Source organism: Streptomyces sp. NPDC058469 (assembly GCF_042721125.1).
Classification (GTDB): Bacteria; Actinomycetota; Actinomycetes; order Streptomycetales; family Streptomycetaceae; genus Streptomyces.
In genome coordinates, this window is record NZ_JBHXME010000054.1 from 32,591 (window position 1) to 51,196 (window position 18,606).

Genomic DNA, 18,606 nt, shown 5'->3' on the forward strand with positions numbered 1-18,606 from the left:
AGGAGCACCAGAGATGTCGACCACCGTGTCCCGAGTCCGCGCCGCCTACGCCCGCATAGAGGCGGTGAACCGCCCGGAGATCTGGATCGACCTGCGCCCGCAGCCGGACGTGGAGTCCGAGGCACAGGCGATGGACGAGCGCGTGACGGCAGGCGAGCAACTCCCCCTCGCGGGACGCCTGTTCGCGGCCAAGGGCAACATTGACGTGCACGGCCTCCCGACAACGGCGGGCTGTCCGTCGTACGCCTACGCCCCGGAGACGGACGCCCCGGTGGTGGCCCGCCTCCGCGCGGCGGGCGCGATCGTGCTCGGCACCACGAACCTCGACCAGTTCGCCACGGGCCTGGTCGGCACCCGCTCCCCCTACGGCGCGGTCCGCAACGCCCACGATCCGGAGCGGATCAGCGGCGGCTCCAGCGCGGGTTCGGCCGTCGCCGTGGCCCTCGGCATCGTCGACTTCGCACTCGGCACCGACACGGCGGGCTCGGGCCGGGTCCCGGCCGCCTTCAACGGCATCGTCGGCCTCAAGCCCACCAAGGGCCTGGTCCCCACAGCGGGCGTGGTCCCGGCCTGCGCGTCGATCGACTGCGTGACGGTCTTCGCCCGCACCCTCCCCGAGGCCGAACAGGCCCTGTCCTTCATGACCTCCCCACCGGCCCGCGACCTCCCGCCCCTCCCCCAGCGAGCCCCCGGCCCATGGCGCATAGCGGTCCCGCCCCGAGACCAGCTGGGCGAACTGGACGAGGGCTGGGCAGAGGCCTACGAGGAGGCGGTCACCCGCCTGTCCCATGCGGGCGCCGAGATCCGCACCCTGGACCTCACCCCCTTCACGGAGGCGGCGGCGATGCTCTACGAGGGAGCGTTCGTGGCCGAGCGCTACACAGCGGTAGGGGCCTTTGTCGACAAGGCGATGGCAGACGGCACAGCGGGCCTGGACCCCACAGTCACCGGCATCATCACCAAAGCCCGAGACATCCCGGCCCACCAGCTGTACGCAGACCAGGACCGCCTGGCAGCCCTACGAGCCCGAGCCCTGTCGGAACTGGCAGACGCGGATGCCCTGTTGCTTCCGACCACCCCGGGCCACCCCACCCTGACCGAGGTAGCCGCCAACCCCCTGGGCGCCAACGCCCGCCTGGGCCGCTTCACCAACTCCACCAACCTCTTCGACCTGGCGGCGGTGGCGATCCCTTCGGGCGAGGTGAACGGGCTCCCCTTCGGCGTGATGCTGATCGGCCCGGCGTTCACGGACGACCGCCTGGCGTGGATAGCGCGCGACCTGGACCCAACGGTTCAACTGGCAGTAGTGGGCGCCCACTTGACGGGCCAGCCCCTCAACCCCCAACTACTGTCCCTGGGCGCCACCTTGGACCGCACAACCACAACGGCCCCGGTCTATCGCCTACACGCCCTGACAACAACTCCGCCCAAGCCCGGCTTGGTTCACGTGGGCGAGGGCGGAGCGGCGATAGAGACAGAGGTATGGCGCCTACCGGCGGAGGGCCTGGGCCGCTTGCTGGCGACCCTTCCCCGCCCGATGACACTGGGAAGCGTGGAACTGGCAGACGGCACAAGGGTCCCGGGCTTCCTGTGCGAGCCGGGCGCGCTGTCCGACGCAGAGGACATAACAACCTACGGCGGCTGGCGAAACTACGTGAGCTCTTGAGGAACGCAGGGCACACCCCCTTAGGGGCGCGGGGCTGTGTCGATATGCGGCTCCGCCGCGTGGGCGCGACCAGCCACAACGCACCCGCACCCGCCCCTCAAACGGTCACCCCACCGACGAGTAGGCCACAACCCCCCGCAGCAACAACTCAACAGCCTTCCGCGCATTCTTCGCCACGGTGGACGACGCCTCGCCCCCAGTAACCGGCGCCGCAGCAGAAATCTGCCCCAGCACATCAATCACCTGCTTGCACCACCGAACAAAGTCCCCGGCAGGCATCTCCACCTCGCGAAGGACCTCGTCCAACCCCTTCCCACTGGCCCACATATACGCGGCCCAGGCAAACCCGAGATCAGGCTCCCGCTGCCCGACCCCCTCGGTCTGAGTGATCCGGAAATCCTCCTCAAGGGCATCAAGCCGCCCCCAGATCCGCACCATCTCCCCGAGCGCGGCCTTGGCCGAACCCGACGGCACCTTGGGAACCGTCGCATCGTCACTGACCCGCGCCTCGAACACCAACGCCGAGACACACGCGGCGAGTTCGGCAGGAGAAAGCCCCTCCCAGACACCCTCCCGCAGACACTCGCTGGCGAGCAGATCGAGCTCGCCGTACAGCCGGGCCAGCCGCTTGCCGTGCTCGGTGACCTCGTTGCCGCGCAGATAGTCCAGGTCGGTCAGCAGTGCGACGATCCGGTCGAAGGTCCGGGCGATCGTGTTGGTCCGCCCCTCGATCCGCCGCTCCAGCTGCGTGGTGTCCCGCTGCAGCCGGTGGTACCGCTCGGCCCAACGGGCGTGGTCCTCACGGTCGTTGCACCCATGACACGGGTGCGCCCGGATCGCCGTACGCAACTGGGCGATCTCCCGGTCGTCCGCGGCCTGCGAGCGCTGCTTGCGGGCCCGCTCCGGCGGGATGTGCCCGGCCTTGGTGCGCAGCGCGGTGGCCAGGTCCCGACGGGACTGCGGGGAACGGGCGTTGAAGGACTTCGGGATCCGCATCCGGTCCAACGCCTCGACGGGGACGGGGAAGTCCATCGACGCGAGCCGCTTGACCTGCCGTTCGGCGGTCAGGACGAGCGGACGCGGCCCGTCGTGCTGCTCGAAGCCGCGATGGCCGTTGGACCGCCCGGCGGGCAGTCCCGGGTCCAACACCAGTGCCAGGCCGGCGTACTTGCCGGTCGGGACGTGGATGATGTCTCCCGGCTTGAGCTTCTCCAGCGCTACGGCGGACTCGGCGCGCCGTAGCGCCACGCCCTGCCGGGCCAGCTCGGTCTCGCGGTCCTTGAGCTCGCGGCGCAGCCGCATGTAGTCGTCGAAGTCGCCCAAGTGGCAGGTCATGGAGTCCTTGTAGCCCTCCAGACCCTCCTCGTTGCGCTGCACCTGCCGCGAGATCCCGACGACCGACTTGTCCGCCTGGAACTGCGCGAAGGACGTCTCCAGCAGCTCCCGCGACCGATGCCGCCCGAACTGCTCGACGAGGTTGACCGCCATGTTGTACGACGGCTTGAAGCTGGAGCGCAGCGGGTACGTGCGCGTGCCGGCCAGTCCCGCGAGGTGCTCGGGACTGATCCCGCGCTGCCACAGCACGACGGCGTGGCCCTCGACGTCGATGCCGCGCCGGCCTGCCCGGCCGGTCAGCTGGGTGTACTCGCCGGGGGTGATGTCGGCGTGCTGCTCGCCGTTCCACTTGACGAGCTTCTCCAACACCACCGAGCGCGCGGGCATGTTGATGCCGAGCGCCAGGGTCTCCGTGGCGAACACGGCCTTCACGAGCCCGCGCAGGAACAGCTCCTCCACGACCTCCTTGAACGTCGGCAGCATGCCCGCGTGGTGGGCCGCGATGCCGCGCTCCAGGCCTTCCAGCCACTCGTAGTACCCGAGGACATGGAGGTCCTCGTTCGGAATGGACGCCGTGCGCTCCTCGACGAGGGCGCGCACCTTCTCCCGCGCCTCGTCGTCGTTGAGCCGCAGCCCGGCGTACAGACACTGCTGTACGGCGGCCTCGCAGGCGGCGCGGCTGAAGATGAACGTGATGGCGGGCAGCAGGTCTTCGTTGTCCAGCCGCTCGATGACCTCGGGGCGTCCCGGTGTCCACACCCGCGAACGCGATCTGCGCTCCCGCTCCCGGTCGGCCTCGCGCATGGCACGGCCGCGCCTGCGGTCCTGGTACGACGGGCGCTGCGCCTCCATGCGGGCCAGGCGCGTGAGGTCGGGGTTGACGGCCTTCTTGTTGCCCTCGCCCTCCTCGAACAGGTCGTACATCCGCCGCCCGGCGAGCACGTGCTGGAACAGCGGCACGGGCCGGTGCTCGGAGACGATCACCTCGGTGTCGCCGCGGACGGTGTCGAGCCAGTCGCCGAACTCCTCGGCGTTCGACACCGTCGCCGACAGCGAGACCAGGGTCACCGACTCGGGGAGGTGGATGATCACCTCTTCCCATACGGCGCCGCGGAAGCGGTCGGAGAGGTAGTGCACCTCGTCCATGACCACGTAACCGAGGCCGAGGAGGGTCTGCGAACCGGCGTACAGCATGTTGCGCAGCACCTCGGTGGTCATGACGACCACCGGGGCTTCGGAGTTGACGCTGTTGTCGCCGGTGAGCAGGCCGACCTTGTCCGCGCCGTAACGGCGGCACAGGTCGGCGTACTTCTGGTTCGACAGTGCCTTGATGGGGGTCGTGTAGAAGCACTTCTTGCCCTGCTGGAGGGCGAGGTGGACGGCGAACTCGCCGACGATCGTCTTGCCGGAGCCGGTGGGCGCCGCGACCAGCACGCCCTTCCCCGCTTCGAGTGCCTGGCAGGCCTCGATCTGGAAGGGGTCGAGACCGAAGTCGTACATCTCGCGGAAGTCCGCGAGCGCGGTGGCCTGCTCGGCTGCCCGCAGACGGGCTGCCGCGTACCGCTCGGCCGGGGAGAGGTCCTCTGTCATCGTGCTTTCGAGCGTACCGGGCGCCACTGACAACAGGACGATCATTATCCGGATCGACCCTTGTGAATCACGGGATCCCCGCAGTTCAGGGCCTCATGACCCGGAGAGCACCTCGTATACGACGTCACCCCCCGCTGCCGGCCGCAGCCGACGTCGGGGGGTGAGTGCGTAAGTGTCGCCCGGTGATCAGGTCACGTCGTCATAGCCGTTGACCCGGTCGGAACCCGTGCCGCCCGCCTGCTCGGGCAGGGCTGGCCGGCCGGCCGAGACGGTCTCGATGTCGCCGATGTCCTCGGGGGTGAGATCCAGGTCCGAGGCCTCGTCGTCGTCCGGTCCCTCCGCCTCGCGACGGCGCTTGCGCCGGTCGTTGAGCAGGGAGAACAGGACCGCGCCGAAGTACAGCACCCAGATCGGCCCGGCCAGCGCCAGCATGGTCAGCGGGTCGGTGCTGGGGGTGGCGACGGCCGCGAAGACCGTGATGCCCAGGATCATGGCGCGCCACCAGCCGAGCATCCGCTTTCCGGTCAGCGCGCCCGTGAGGTTGAGCATGATCAGCAGCAGCGGCAGCTCGAAGGAGAGGCCGAAGACGAGCACCATGCGCGTGACCAGGTCGAGCAGGTCATCCAGCGGCAGCAGGTTGTTGACGTTCTTCGGCGTGAAGCCGATCAGGACCTTCGCCGTGGTGGGCAGCACCTTGTAGGCGAAGTAGGCGCCGCCGAGGAACAGCGGGACGCCGGTGCCGACGAAGGAGAGCGCGTACTTCTTCTCGTTCTTGTGCAGGCCCGGGGCGACGAAACCCCAGAGCTGGTACAGCCAGACCGGGGAGGCCAATACGACACCGGCCATCAGGGACACCTTCAACGCCAGCGTGAACGGCGTCAGCAGACCGTTGATCGTGATCTGCGCGCACTGCTGGGTCGTGTCGGACGCCTTCGACAGCTGCTCGAAGTTCTGGGAGCAACCGACCGAGTGCAGCACCGGCTTGGTGATGATGTTCACGATGTCGTTGTAGAAGAAGGCGGCCACGCAGGTCACCACGATGATGGCGAGCATCGCCTTCGCGAGCCGGTTGCGCAGCTCGCGCAGATGGTCCGCGAGGGGCATCCGCCCCTCGGGGTCCTTCTCCTTCGTGCGGGCAGACTTAGGCAACCCACGTCCTCATCTCGTGCGGCAGGCCGAGGGGGTCCCGGCCCTGCGTCAGCGCTTGGTCGTGTCCGACGGCTCGGTGACGGGGCGCGAACTGGTCACGTCGCCGGGGGACGCCTGGATGGTGCGCTGCACGGACTCGTCGGTGTTCGGCGGGCCGGCGGGGGTGGGCGTGGTGTTGCCCTCTTCCTTCATCGCCTTGGCTTCGCTCTTGAGGATGCGGGCGGACTTGCCGAGCGAGCGGGCCATGTCCGGAAGCTTCTTCGCGCCGAACAGGAGCACGATGACGACGAGGATGAGAATGATCTCGGGAGCTCCGAGCCTTCCGAACATAAGTCTTTACCTTCTCACCGAGGCGGCTGGGGTGGGGTGCTGTCCGATCGGTCGGACATCTGTCCGACCGTCGTGCTGCCAGCGATCGTAACGCGCAGGGGTAAACGTGAGGCAATCCCCGTGCGTACTCCCGGTCCGCGCTCCGGGCCTCGTTATCCGGACCGCGATCAGCAGCGTACCCGCCTCCACCGACAACGTGACAGGGCAAAGTGACGCGAAGCGCATGAGGCGCGCAACTCACACCCCGCCCATATGCGACTCACAGTGCGTCCACGGAACGTGCCGTCGACGCCGCCGCGCGTTCCAGGTCCTCGGCCGCCCGGTTGATGCGGTGCGCGGCATCGGTGACCTGGAGTCCGAGCCGCCGTGCCTCCAGGAAGACCCGGACGGCGAGCACGCCGAGCACGGCGAGACCCAGAAAACCCACAGCTACCGCGACCATCGCCCAGAACATGGGGCGAGCCTAGACCCTGCTACACGACCGAGTGCAGCCGCAGGGTCCTGACCCCGCCGCCGGTGAGCAGCTCGACGATCCGCTCGCCCGCGGGCTTGCGGACCGCGGCGCCGCAGTCGGGGCAGGTGAAGGAGTAGAAGGTGGTGCGGCTGGTGGCGCCGATGGCGAGACGCAGGGCGCTCGCCGCCAGTTCGAAGTTGCCCCGGCAGTCCGGGCAGGCCGCTCTGAACATCACGGGGACCACGCTCTTCATTCCGGCGAACGCGGCGGCCACCGTCATCTCCGGACCATCCGAGACACCCTGGGCACCCGGACCACCCGAGACGCCCGGGACACCCGTCATCGTCGACTCGCTCACAGCCCCTGCTCCTCTTTCCTTGGTCGTTCGCCTCCGGGGCGCCTTCAGCCGTTACGGCTCACTCCTGCTTCTCGTCAACACCGTGCACCGCGTCAACAACACTCTGCGGGCCGTCGTACGCCGCCAACGCCTCGCGGGCGGCCCGGCGGGCGCTGTCGGCGAGGTCGCTCGGGGAGACGATCCGGCCGTCGCGCCCCAGCCGCAGGGCCAGGCGTCTCAGGGACGTCGGGTCGGGGGTGCGCAGGGTAATACGCAACCCGCCGTCGGGAAGCTCATCGGCACTGTCGTGCGGGTAGTACTCGGCGACCCAGCGCCCGCCCGGGCCGACCTCCACGACGACCTCCGGGTCCTCGGCGGCGGGCTGCACCAGCGCCTCCGACAGGTCCCGCAGTTCGATCTCGGGCGGTGCGGACGGCTCGTCGAGGATCTTGATCTCGGCGACCCGGTCGAGGCGGAAGGTACGGCGCGCCTCGGAGCGCCGGCACCAGGCCTCCACGTACGTGTGCCCGACGCTGACCAGGCGGATGGGGTCGATCTCGCGCTCGCTCAACTCGTCGCGGGCAGGCGAGTAGTAGCGGATCCACAGGCGGCGGCGCTCCGAGATCGCGCGGTCGACGTCCGCGAAGACACCGCCCTCGGACTCGAAGGTCACCGACAGCCGCGCGCTGGCGCCGGCCGCCTCACCGGCCGCCGCCTCCAGTTTGGCGTTGGCCCGCAGCAGCGCCTGCCGGTCGCTCTCGCGCAGGCCCGGCAGCGTGGACACGGCGCGGGCGGCCACCAGGAGGGCGGTCGCCTCGTCGGCGGCGAGCCGGAGCGGTTCGGCGACGTCGTCCGGGTTGTGCCACCAGATGCGGTCGCCGTCGGTGTCGATGTCGAGCAGGTCGCCGCCGCGGAAGCTGGTCCCGCACATGGGCAGGATGTCGAGGTCGGAGACCAGCTCGTCCTCGGTGATCCCGAAGGCGCGGGCGACGTCCTCGACGCGTGCTCCGGGGCGCTCCTTCAGATAGGTCACCAGGGAGAGCATCCGCCGGGTCTGGTCGATGGCGTTCGTGGGCCTGACCGGTTTGCCTGCCACAGTTCTCTTCCGCTCCCCCTCAGCCCTTGGCCACGGCGCGCAGCCGGTCCACCACGTCGGCCCGCAGCTCGGCGGGCTCCAGGACGACGACATCGGGCCCGAACTCCACCAGCCAGGCATCCAGTCCGTGGCCGTACGGAACCTCCAACTCGTCCCAGCCGTCCCCGAGTTCCCGCACCGCCGCGGCTTTCGCCCGCAAGGGGTACCCGGAGCCCGTGCGCAGCCGGATCAGGGCGGAGCGGTCGGCGGTCTCCCCCGCCCAGCTCGCGACGGTCTCGCGCACGGTGACGACGTCGGGGATGTCCGCGGTGAACCGCCCGTTGCGGGACCGCACCTTGCCGGTGATCCGGGACAGCCGGAAGACCCGCTCGGCGCTCCGGTCCCGGTCCCAGCCGGCGAGGTACCAGTGGCCGCGCCAGCACTCCAGCGCCCACGGCTCCACGTTGCGGGGTTCGGGGCGGGCGGCGGTGGCCTTGCGGTAGTCGAAGACGACGGGACGGCGGTCGCGGCAGGCCAGCATCAGCGGCTCGAACGACGCCTCGTGCACCGGGATACGCGGCTCCAGGGCGCCGTGCGGCTCGTACGGGTCGAGGTCCTCGGGCATCCCGGCGGCGCGCAGTTTCTGCAGGGCGCCGCTGGCCGCGCCTGCGAGCCGGGCCTGCTGCCACACCTTGGCGGCGAGACCGAGCGCGGCGGCCTCTTCGGCGTCGAGGGTGATGGGCGGGAGGCGGTTGCTGTCGCGGCGGGCGAGATAGCCGACCTCGCCGTCCAGGTTCTCCACCGTCTCGATGACGAGCCCGAGTTCGCGCAGATCGTCCTTGTCGCGCTCGAACATCCGGTTGAAGGAGTCGTCGGAGCCCGCTTCCAGGTACGCCTCGATGGATTCCCGCAGCTCACGCTTGCTGAGCGGCCGCCGCGTCCCGAGCAGACACAGCGCGAGGTTCATCAGCCGCTCGGCCTTGGCAATGGCCATCGACGCCCTTCGCCTTCCCTATGATGCTTCCGACCGATGACCGTACCGCTCCGCGGTGCCGTGGCAAAAGCCGGACCAAAAGGTGAAGGCCCATGCGGACAGCATGGGCCCTCGTTCGACCAGGAACGATCAGCGCTTGCCGACGCCCACCAGGTCACACACGAAGATCAGCGCCTCGCCCGGAGCGATCCGGCCGCCGGCGCCACGGTCGCCGTAGGCGAGGTGCGCGGGGATGACCAGTTGGCGGCGACCGCCGACCTTCATGCCCTGCACGCCCTTGTCCCAGCCCTGGATGACCTGGCCGACACCGAGCTGGAAGTCCAGCGGGGTACCGCGGTTCCAGGAGGCGTCGAACTCCTCGCCGGTGGAGAACGCCACGCCCACGTAGTGGACCTTGACGAAGTCTCCGGCACCGGCGATCTCGCCGTCACCCTCCCAAACGTCCTTGATCTCCAGGTCCGCCGGGGGCTCGCCGCCCGGGAAGTCGATCTCGGGCTTCTCGATGCTCACGTCTCTAGCTCCTGCTTGTGTACGACAAGGCAACTCCGACAGTCTCGCATCCCGGCCGGGGTCGCGCTCCGGCCAGGCCCGCCCCCCGCAGGGGTCACATCGCCGCCAGGATGTCCACGGAGAACACCAGGGTGTCGCCCTTCTTGATGGCACCACCGCTCGGCGGGGTGTTCCCGTAGGCGAGGTCCGCGGGCGCGACGATCATGATGCGGCTGCCGACCTTCTTGCCGGTGATGCCCTGGGCCAGCCCCTTGACGACCGACTCCATGTCCTTGATCGCGAACTGGCTCAACCGCCCCTGGGAGTACGTCGATTCGAACTCCTTGCCGGTGCTCCAGACCACGCCCTTGAACTGGCAGAGGATCGACTGGGCCTCCTTGACGACGGCTCCGTCGCTCTCCAGGACGTAGTTCGACACCAGCTTCTTCGGCGGGTCGGCCTTCGGGACGGTGACCGAGGGGGCTTTGCCGTCGGTGTTCGTGCCGACCTTGGGCAGATCGGCGTCGGACTGCGCGACGGTCGTGCCCTTGGCGGAGCTCTTGGCGTTGAAGGAGTCCTGTACGTCGATCACGAAGACCAGCGTGTCGGTGCCCTTGATGCCCGCCTGGGCGTTGCCCGTCGTGCCGTATCCCCAGGTCGGCGGGACGGCCATCTCGACGCGGCTGCCGACCTTCCGCCCCGCCAGGCCGTAGCGCCAGCCGTCGATGATGCCGCCCTGGGCGAGCTGGATGACCAACGGGGTCTTGCGGTCGTAGGAGTTGTCGAAGACCTTGGCCGTCGACCAGACCTGGCCGAGGTAGTTCACCTGGACGAAGTCGTTCTCCGCGACGGCCTTGCCGCTGCCCGCGATCACCGTCTTCACCGCGAGGTCCTTCGACGGGTCGCCGCTGCCCTTGGCGACGGTCGGCTTCTCGTCGAACTTCGTGCCCGCGGTGATCCCCGGCAGCGGACCGTCCACGAGCTTCGGCGGCGGTGGCGCGGTCGTGGCCGAGGCGGACGGCGAAGGCGACGGCGACGCGCTGGCCTTGCTGGAGGAGTCATTGCTGTCACCGCACCCGGCGAGCGTCACAAGTCCTGCGGGAACAGCGATAAGAACGGAGCGTCGGCGCACGGTGAAGGCCTCGTATCGGTCGATCTTGTTGATGGCGTGCGCGCAACTCTACGGCGTGGCACGGGCCCCGTACGTGAAACGTACGGGGCCCGTGTGGCGTACCGAATATGTATCCGGACGTCGGTATCCGGACGCTTTTGCCTACATTCCGGCGATCAGTTTCTCCACCCGGTCGTCCACGGAACGGAACGGGTCCTTGCACAACACCGTGCGCTGGGCCTGGTCGTTGAGCTTGAGATGGACCCAGTCGACGGTGAAGTCCCGCCGCTGTTCCTGGGCCCTGCGGATGAAGTCGCCGCGGAGCCTGGCCCGAGTGGTCTGCGGCGGGACGGACTTGCCCTCGAAGATCTTCAAGTCGTTGCAGATCCGGGCGGCTTGGCCCTTCCTCTCAAGGAGGTAGTAGAGCCCTCGGCGACGGTGGATGTCGTGGTAGGCGAGGTCGATCTGCGCCACCCGCGGGTGGGACATGGTCATGTTGTGCTTCGCCCGGTACCGCTCGATGAGCTGGTACTTCATGACCCAGTCGATCTCGGTGCCGATCCGGTCGAGGTCCTCGGCCTCGATCGCGTCGAGCGTGCGGCCCCACAGTTCGAGGACCTGCTCGACGGTGCCCGTACGGATGCCGCGGCGCTCGACGAAGTCCACGGCCTTCTCGTAGTACTCGCGCTGCACCTCGATCGCGGAGGCCTCGCGTCCGCTGGCCAGACGCACCTTGCGCCGGCCCGTGATGTCGTGGCTGACCTCGCGGATCGCCCGGATCGGGTTCTCCAGGGTCAGGTCGCGCATCACCGTGCCTGCCTCGATCATGCGCAGCACCAGGTCGGTGGCGCCGACCTTGAGGAGCATGGTCGTCTCGGACATGTTCGAGTCGCCCACGATGACGTGGAGACGGCGGTAGCGCTCGGCGTCCGCGTGCGGTTCGTCCCGGGTGTTGATGATGGGCCGGGAACGCGTCGTCGCCGAGGAGACGCCCTCCCAGATGTGTTCGGCGCGCTGGCTGACGCAGTACACGGCGCCACGCGGAGTCTGCAGCACCTTGCCCGCGCCGCACAGAAGCTGACGCGTGACCAGGAACGGGATGAGGATGTCCGCGAGCCGGGAGAACTCGCCGTGCCGTGCCACCAGGTAGTTCTCGTGGCAGCCGTACGAGTTGCCCGCCGAGTCGGTGTTGTTCTTGAAGAGGTAGACGTCGCCCGCGATTCCCTCCTCGTGCAGGCGTCGTTCGGCGTCCACCAGGAGTCCCTCGAGAATGCGCTCGCCGGCTTTGTCGTGGGTGACCAGTTCGGTCAAGTTGTCACATTCGGGGGTCGCGTATTCCGGATGTGAGCCCACGTCGAGATAGAGCCGGGCGCCGTTTCGCAGAAAGACATTGCTGCTGCGGCCCCATGACACGACACGGCGGAAGAGGTACCGAGCCACTTCGTCGGGAGACAGTCGACGCTGTCCCCTGAACGTACACGTGACGCCGTACTCGTTCTCCAGCCCGAAAATGCGGCGGTCCATGACTGAACATTACGCCCGATCCCCTGTGCTGAAACGGGGTTCGGCGGCACGGTTTGGATCATTTTCCGATGAAGCCGCAATCACCGCACCCCCGGCGGGAGCTGCGAGGACCCGTCCGGTGGTCAGCAGGACCAGCAACGACACGGCCCCCGCGACCCCCGGCACGGCGAACCCCCACAGGGCCCCACCGGCCTGTACGACCGGCCCCGCGACGCCCGTTCCGACCGACGCCCCCACGGTGAACGTCGTCACAAGCCACGAGAAAGCCTCGGTGACCGTGCCCTTGGGCGCGTGCCGGTCGACGATGATGAAGGCGCAGGCGAGGGCGGGCGCGAGGAACACCCCGGCGAGCACGGTGAGCAGCACCATGGCGACCGCGCCCGGCATGAGCATCAGCGGCAGGTAACACACCGCCAGCAGCCCCACCAGGACCCGCAGTCGCCGCTCCGGCAGCCCGCTCCACTGCCGCGCCCCGTAGACGGTGCCACCGAGGAGCGCGCCCAGACCGATCGCGGCCATCAGCCAGCCGTACACGACGTCACCGCCGTGCCCGTCGGCGTACGGCACGGACGCGACCGTGATCGACCCGAGCGCCATCCCGACGAACAGGAACGCGCCGAGCAGCGCCAGGAGCCCCGGCGAGCGCAGGGCGCCGAGCCAGTGCGCCTCACGCGGAGCCGAACGCCACGCGCGCGAGGGCGGCGACACGACCACGGAGAGGGCGCCCAGCACCCCGATGACGTTCAGCACGAGCAGCGCCACGGGGGCGGACCACAGCGACACGAACACCGTCACGAGCAACGGCCCCACGGTGAACATGACTTCCTGCGCCACCGCGTCCATGGCGTACGCCGTGTGTATCTGGTCCTCCCGGCGCAGTACGGCCGGCCACAGCGCCCGCAGACCGCCCTCCAGGGGCGGCGCGAAAAGTCCGGCGCCCGCGACGGCGACGTAGGCGAGGGGCAGCGGATCGGTGCCGCCGAAGGCGAAGACGGCCATCGCGAGCGCCGACAGGACCGCGGCGGGCAGCTGCACACGCGGCTGTCCGTGGACGTCCACCAGGCGCCCGAGGAGGGGCTGTCCGACCGCGTTGGCGATGCCGTACACGGCCGCCAGCGCGCCCGCGAGGCTGTAGGTGCCGCCCTCGGCCCGGATGAACAGCACGATCGCGATCGCGGCGGTGGCGTTCGGCAACCGGCCCACCAGCGTGCCCACCAGGAGGCGGGTGGCGTGCCTCGCCCTGAGGATCTCCAGATATCCCACGGCCTCGTCCCGCCCTCCCCCTCACCGTCGCGCATGAGGTTTTACGTATAACGTCTGCTGTCATACGTACCATGTGCGCTGTTCGGGAGTCCATACGGAGTCCCTACGGAGTCCTCACCAAGGAGCAGCCCGACCGTGGCACCAGGCAACACCCGCCCCACGAGCCGCGACGTCGCACAGGCCGCCGGGGTCTCCCAGGCCGCGGTCTCCCTGGTGCTCGGCGACAAGTGGCGCGGCCGGGTCTCGGCCACGACCGCCGAACGCGTCCGCGAGGCCGCACGCGACCTGGGCTACCGCCCCAACCTCGCCGCCCGCAATCTCCGCCTCGGCCGCACCCGTACCGTCCTGCTCGTGGTCCCGGTCCTGACGACCGAGTTCTTCGCCGGCGTGTACACGGGCGCCGCCCGGGTCGCCGCCGAACACGGGTTCGGCGTCGTCCTCTACCCCTCCCCCGAGGGCATCGGCCCGGCCCGGGACCCCTTCGCCTCCGCCCAGGCCGCCCTGGACGGCGTGATCGCCTCCTCCATGGCCGCCGACGCCCTCACCGCGATCCGCGGCGACCAACTCCCCCTGGTGATGCTCGACAGCGACCCGAAGGGCAGCCTGGGCGCGGCCACCGTCAACCTGGACATCGCCGACGGCATCCGCCAGGTCGCCGAGCACCTGCTGACCCTGGGCCACCGCCACTTCCTGCACCTCGCCGCCGACGTACCGTCCTGGACCTTCGAGGTACGCGCGCGTGAACTCGCCGCACGGGTGGGCGAGATCGAGGGCACCACGGTCCGTACGACCCGCGCCCCCATCTCGATCGAGGGCGCCCTGGCCGCCGCAGAGGCCGCGCTCGCGGACCCGGGGTCGCGGGTGACCGCCCTCGTCTGCGACGACGACAAACTCGCCGCCGGCGCCTACAAGGCCGCCCGCCGCCTGGGCCTGCGCATCCCGGACGACCTGTCGATCACCGGCCTCGACGACCTCGCCCTCGCCACCGCCATCGACCCGGAACTGACCACCGTCCGCCTCGACGCCGAACTCTTCGGCGAACACGGCATGCGCGCCCTCCTGGCGGTCCTGGACGGCCGCGTACCGGAGGAGGGGGACATCCCGGTGGAACTGGTCGTCCGGGGCTCCACGGCGCCACCAGGCGCCGTCTGACGCCACACCGACCCCCTGCTACGCCGCGCGCCCCGGCCGATGACCGGCCGGGGCGCGAGAGGTTGGGCGAGGTCGACTCACTCCTCGTCGTCGGCGTCGGGCTCCTCCGACGACGTGTCCGCGTTCTCACCCTCCAGCCCCTCCAGGAGGCGGGAGAGCTCACGGCCGACGATGCGCCTGAACTTGCGGGCCTGCGGGCGCGTACGGTCCAGGACCGCGACCTCCAGGCGCTCGGCGGGGATCTCCCGCTCGCTGCCGTTCGTGTCGCGGGACAGGGACTGCACGGCCAGCTTGAGCGCCTCGGCGAGGGTCATGCCGTCGCGGTGGCGCTGGTCCAGATAGCTGCTGATCGTCTCGGCGTTGCCGCCGACCGCGACCGAGCCGTGCTCGTCCACGATCGAACCGTCGTGCGGCAACCGGTAGATCTGATCGCCGTCGGCCGTGTCACCGACCTCCGCGACGACCAGCTCCACCTCGTACGGCTTCTCGGCCGCACTGGAGAAGATCGTGCCCAGCGTCTGGGCGTAGACGTTGGCGAGACCGCGGGCGGTCACGTCCGCGCGGTCGTAGGTGTAACCGCGCATGTCGGCGTACCTGACGCCGCCGATCCGCAGGTTCTCGTACTCGTTGTATTTTCCGGCGGCCGCGAACCCGATCCGGTCGTAGATCTCGCTGAACTTGTGCAGCGCACGGGACGGGTTCTCGCCGACGAACACGATGCCGTCGGCGAACTGCAGCACGACCAGGCTGCGGCCACGGGCGATGCCCTTGCGGGCGTACTCCGCCCGGTCGGCCATGGCCTGCTGGGGTGAGACATAGAACGGCGTCGACACCGGTATCCGTCCCTCTCTTCTAAAGTTCCGTCGAAGTCACTGGATCACCTTGATGAGAACGGGCCCCCGGTCAGAGCAGCGCGGCGCGCGGGCCGTCGGGCTGCTGGAGTCGCCGCTCCAGGATCGAGCGGGCGATCTCGGAGGACTCGTCGTCGGTGAGCCGGCGGAAACCGTCCTCGGTGATCACGGTGACGATCGGGTAGATCCGGCGGGCGACATCGGGACCGCCGGTCGCCGAGTCGTCGTCGGCCGCGTCGTAGAGGGCCTGGACCACGAGGGTCGTGGCCTCGCTCTCGGTCAGACCGTCGTGGAAGAGCTTCTTCATGGCGCCGCGCGCGAAGACCGAGCCGGAGCCGGTGGCCGCGTAGCCGAGCTCCTGGGAGCGGCCGCCCGTCACGTCGTAGGAGAAGATGCGTCCCTTGCCGCGGTCCACGTCGAACCCGGCGAAAAGCGGGACCACGGCGAGGCCCTGCATGGCCATGCCGAGGTTGGACCGGATCATGGTGGACAGTCGGTTCGCCTTGCCCTCCAGGGAGAGTTGGGCGCCTTCGACCTTCTCGAAGTGCTCCAGCTCCAGCTGGAAGAGCTTGACCATCTCGACGGCCAGACCGGCGGTGCCGGCGATACCGACGGCCGAGTACTCGTCCGCGGGGAACACCTTCTCGATGTCCCGCTGTGCGATGACATTGCCCATGGTGGCCCGCCGGTCACCGGCGAGCACCACGCCACCGGGGAACGTGACGGCGACGATCGTCGTGCCGTGCGGGGCCTCGATGACGCCCTGGGTGGGCGGCAGTTGCCGGTTGCCCGGGAGCATCTCCGGCTGGTGGTCGGAGAGGAAGTCCATGAAGGACGACGACCCGGGCGTCAGGAAGGCAGCCGGTAGACGCCCGGGGCTACGAGTGTTGGCTTCCACGAGGATCCTTCCAAGTAGGCGGCAGCCCGACGAACAGCGTCGGGATCATCTCCCAACTTGCCGATGGCCGAATTGCAGTTGAAGCACAGTACGCCACGGACCCTACCCGTCTCGTGGCAGTGATCCACATGAACGGCGGAGGCATTCCCATGCCGCTGAGAACGCGGCCGGCTCGCCCCGAATCGCACGCGATTCGTGCGCCCGAATGCGAAGACTGCGTGCGGCTTGGTCCCACCGCACCGCACGCAGCACTTCATCTTCGGCTCGCCCGCCACCACGCCACCCCGTTCACCTTCGAATCGAAGGGTAGAGCGGCCTACTGGCCGCCCTTCTGAACGAAGGAGCGCACGAAGTCCTCTGCGTTCTCCTCAAGGACGTCGTCGATCTCGTCCAGAACCGAGTCGACGTCGTCGCTCAGCTTCTCCTGGCGCTCCTTGAGATCATCCGAAGCCTCCGTCTCAACGGCCTGCTCCTCGACCTCCTCGGTAGAGCGCGTCGCCTTCTGCTGTCCGCCGCCGGTGTCCTTGGTCGCCATAGCCCTCACCCCGCTCGGTTCGACGTTCTTGATCAGACCCTACTTGCAGGGACTGACATCGGCCCCGCAGTTCCTACAACGTACGGCGGCCACCTCGATGATTCCCGGCCACCGGACATTCCACCCTGTCCGGTGGCCCGGGCCCGAGGGTCCTGTCAGCCGCCCGACAGGACCCTGACCAGGTCTTCCGCCGTACGACAGCGGTCAAGGAGCTCCTTGACGTGATTACGCGTTCCGCGAAGCGGTTCGAGGGTTGGGACCCGCTGGAGCGAGTCCCGGCCCGGGAGGTCGAAGATCACGGAGTCCCAGGAGGCCGCCGCGACGTCGTCGGCGTACTGCTCCAGGCAGCGTCCGCGGAAGTACGCGCGCGTGTCCTCCGGAGGCGTCGTACGCGCCCGCTCGACCGCGTCCTCGTCCAGCAGCCGCTTGATGCGGCCACGGGCCACCAGGCGGTTGTAGAGGCCCTTCTCGGCCCGTACGTCCGCGTACTGGAGGTCGACCAGCTGCAGCCGGGCCGCGTCCCAGTCGAGGCTGTCGCGGCGCCGGTAGCCCTCCATGAGCTCGCGCTTGGCGACCCAGTCCAGTTCGCCGGCCAGGCTCATCGGGTCGTTCTCCAGGCGGTTGAGCGTGTCCTCCCAGCGGGCCAGGACGTCCTTGGTCTGGTCGTCCGCGTCGGAGCCGTAGCGCTCCTCGACGTATTTGCGGGAGAGCTCGAAGTACTCCATCTGGAGCTGGACCGCGGTGAGGGTCCGGCCGCTGCGGAGGGTGACCAGGCGCTTGAGGGTGGGGTCGTGGGAGACCTGGTGGAGGGTGCGGACCGGCTGGTCCACAGCCAGGTCGACCGCGATGAAGCCGTCCTCGATCATGGAGAGGACCAGTGCTGTCGTGCCCAGCTTGAGATAGGTCGAGATCTCGGAGAGGTTCGCGTCGCCGATGATCACGTGCAGGCGGCGGTACTTCTCGGCGTCCGCGTGCGGTTCGTCGCGGGTGTTGATGATCGGGCGCTTGAGCGTGGTCTCCAGGCCGACCTCGACCTCGAAGTAGTCGGCGCGCTGGCTGAGCTGGAAGCCGTGCTCGTGCCCGTCCTGGCCGATGCCGACGCGGCCCGCTCCGGTGACGACCTGGCGCGAGACGAAGAAGGGTGTCAGGTGGCGCACGATGTCCGAGAAGGGGGTCTCCCGCTTCATCAGGTAGTTCTCGTGCGTGCCGTAGGAGGCGCCCTTGTTGTCGGTGTTGTTCTTGTAGAGGTGGATCGGCTGGGCGCCGGGGAGTTGGGCGGCTCGTTCCGCCGCCTCCGCCATGATGCGCTCGCCGGCCTTGTCCCACAGAACGGCGTCCATGGGGTTGGTGACTTCGGGGGAGCTGTACTCCGGGTGTGCGTGGTCGACGTAGAGCCGCGCGCCGTTGGTGAGGATGACATTGGCCAGGCCGATGTCCTCGTCGGTGAGCTGGGTGGAGTCGGCGGCCTCCCGGGCGAGGTCGAAGCCTCGCGCGTCCCGCAGCGGATTCTCCTCCTCGAAGTCCCAGCGGGCCCGCCGGGCCCGGTGCATCGCCGCCGCGTAGGCGTTGACGATCTGGGACGAGGTGAGCATGGCATTGGCGTTGGGGTGGCCGGGGACGGAGATCCCGTACTCCGTCTCGATGCCCATTACTCGCCGTACGGTCATGCGGCCCTCCTTGCCCGGCGGCGCCCTCGTTCGGGGACGCTGCTCAAGTACCGCTGGCGCTCCGGTGCGTGTGCGGTGCCCGTCCCCGCACTGCGCGACTCGGCGGTACCGGAGAGCCTAGAACGGCTTTGCGCTGGTGGGGAGATCATTTGCGTCATTGCCTCGCGCGCCCCTTGTTGCGGTCAT

At 69.2% G+C, this 18,606-nt stretch carries 17 protein-coding genes and 1 pseudogene; 2 read left to right on the forward strand and 16 right to left on the reverse strand.

The genetic code is table 11. The annotated features are described in order from the left end of the window. Positions 1 to 13 precede the first annotated feature (13 nt). Positions 14 to 1,666 carry an allophanate hydrolase gene (atzF, locus tag ACFWP5_RS23230; protein WP_384159629.1) on the forward strand — a complete coding sequence of 551 codons (1,653 nt, stop codon included), beginning with the start codon at positions 14 to 16 and terminating at the stop codon, positions 1,664 to 1,666. A 105-nt stretch (positions 1,667 to 1,771) separates the two neighbouring features. Here the strand turns inward: atzF and ACFWP5_RS23235 are convergent, their stop codons facing one another. The 11 genes from ACFWP5_RS23235 to ACFWP5_RS23285 form a co-directional block, all read right to left on the reverse strand. Next, entirely contained in the window at positions 1,772 to 4,636 is a 2,865-nt protein-coding gene (locus ACFWP5_RS23235) for a DEAD/DEAH box helicase (RefSeq protein WP_384159633.1), read from the reverse strand. Positions 4,637 to 4,777: 141 nt separating this feature from the next. Continuing rightward, complete coding sequence (gene tatC / locus ACFWP5_RS23240; protein WP_384159636.1) at positions 4,778 to 5,740, reverse strand: twin-arginine translocase subunit TatC; 963 nt, start codon at positions 5,738 to 5,740, stop codon at positions 4,778 to 4,780. Between the two features lie 48 nt (positions 5,741 to 5,788). Beyond that, positions 5,789 to 6,070: a Sec-independent protein translocase subunit TatA gene (tatA, locus tag ACFWP5_RS23245; RefSeq protein WP_384159639.1), complete on the reverse strand. Its 282-nt coding sequence runs from the start codon at positions 6,068 to 6,070 to the stop codon at positions 5,789 to 5,791. Between the two features lie 259 nt (positions 6,071 to 6,329). Next, positions 6,330 to 6,524, reverse strand: coding sequence for a hypothetical protein (locus ACFWP5_RS23250; RefSeq protein WP_365307969.1), 195 nt, complete (start codon positions 6,522 to 6,524; stop codon positions 6,330 to 6,332). A gap of 19 nt (positions 6,525 to 6,543) precedes the next feature. Continuing rightward, on the reverse strand, positions 6,544 to 6,867 hold the full coding sequence (locus tag ACFWP5_RS23255; RefSeq protein ID WP_384159693.1) for a hypothetical protein: 324 nt from the start codon (positions 6,865 to 6,867) through the stop codon (positions 6,544 to 6,546). Positions 6,868 to 6,940: 73 nt separating this feature from the next. Beyond that, positions 6,941 to 7,957 carry a helix-turn-helix transcriptional regulator gene (locus tag ACFWP5_RS23260; protein WP_384159642.1) on the reverse strand — a complete coding sequence of 339 codons (1,017 nt, stop codon included), beginning with the start codon at positions 7,955 to 7,957 and terminating at the stop codon, positions 6,941 to 6,943. 19 nt (positions 7,958 to 7,976) lie between these two features. Next, complete coding sequence (locus tag ACFWP5_RS23265; protein WP_384159645.1) at positions 7,977 to 8,930, reverse strand: helix-turn-helix transcriptional regulator; 954 nt, start codon at positions 8,928 to 8,930, stop codon at positions 7,977 to 7,979. Between the two features lie 129 nt (positions 8,931 to 9,059). Beyond that, positions 9,060 to 9,440: an FKBP-type peptidyl-prolyl cis-trans isomerase gene (locus ACFWP5_RS23270; RefSeq protein WP_384159648.1), complete on the reverse strand. Its 381-nt coding sequence runs from the start codon at positions 9,438 to 9,440 to the stop codon at positions 9,060 to 9,062. A 94-nt stretch (positions 9,441 to 9,534) separates the two neighbouring features. Further along, positions 9,535 to 10,551, reverse strand: coding sequence for an FKBP-type peptidyl-prolyl cis-trans isomerase (locus tag ACFWP5_RS23275; RefSeq protein ID WP_384159651.1), 1,017 nt, complete (start codon positions 10,549 to 10,551; stop codon positions 9,535 to 9,537). 141 nt (positions 10,552 to 10,692) lie between these two features. Then, positions 10,693 to 12,054 (reverse strand): Pup--protein ligase, encoded by a 1,362-nt coding sequence (gene pafA, locus ACFWP5_RS23280; RefSeq protein ID WP_384159654.1) that lies wholly within the window; start codon positions 12,052 to 12,054, stop codon positions 10,693 to 10,695. A gap of 9 nt (positions 12,055 to 12,063) precedes the next feature. Beyond that, positions 12,064 to 13,317 (reverse strand): MFS transporter, encoded by a 1,254-nt coding sequence (locus tag ACFWP5_RS23285; protein WP_384159657.1) that lies wholly within the window; start codon positions 13,315 to 13,317, stop codon positions 12,064 to 12,066. Positions 13,318 to 13,452: 135 nt separating this feature from the next. Between ACFWP5_RS23285 and ACFWP5_RS23290 the strand changes: the two genes are divergently transcribed. Then, on the forward strand, positions 13,453 to 14,469 hold the full coding sequence (locus ACFWP5_RS23290; protein ID WP_384159660.1) for a LacI family DNA-binding transcriptional regulator: 1,017 nt from the start codon (positions 13,453 to 13,455) through the stop codon (positions 14,467 to 14,469). A 77-nt stretch (positions 14,470 to 14,546) separates the two neighbouring features. On the opposite strand, the gene prcA is transcribed toward ACFWP5_RS23290, so the two are convergent. The 5 genes and pseudogenes from prcA to dop all read right to left on the reverse strand — a co-directional run bounded on the left by prcA (position 14,547) and on the right by dop (position 18,420). After that, complete coding sequence (gene prcA / locus ACFWP5_RS23295) at positions 14,547 to 15,302, reverse strand: proteasome subunit alpha (protein ID WP_384159663.1); 756 nt, start codon at positions 15,300 to 15,302, stop codon at positions 14,547 to 14,549. A gap of 70 nt (positions 15,303 to 15,372) precedes the next feature. After that, positions 15,373 to 16,218: a proteasome subunit beta gene (gene prcB / locus ACFWP5_RS23300; protein WP_384159665.1), complete on the reverse strand. Its 846-nt coding sequence runs from the start codon at positions 16,216 to 16,218 to the stop codon at positions 15,373 to 15,375. Then, positions 16,170 to 16,361 (reverse strand): annotated as a pseudogene (locus ACFWP5_RS23305) (endonuclease VII domain-containing protein); the annotation flags it as partial. The gene prcB and the pseudogene ACFWP5_RS23305, both read right to left, overlap by 49 nt. Before the next feature lie 173 nt (positions 16,362 to 16,534). Then, positions 16,535 to 16,753, reverse strand: a complete 219-nt coding sequence (locus ACFWP5_RS23310) for a ubiquitin-like protein Pup (protein WP_366495632.1) — start codon at positions 16,751 to 16,753, stop codon at positions 16,535 to 16,537. Positions 16,754 to 16,908: 155 nt separating this feature from the next. Beyond that, complete coding sequence (gene dop / locus ACFWP5_RS23315) at positions 16,909 to 18,420, reverse strand: depupylase/deamidase Dop (protein ID WP_384159669.1); 1,512 nt, start codon at positions 18,418 to 18,420, stop codon at positions 16,909 to 16,911. Positions 18,421 to 18,606 lie beyond the last annotated feature (186 nt).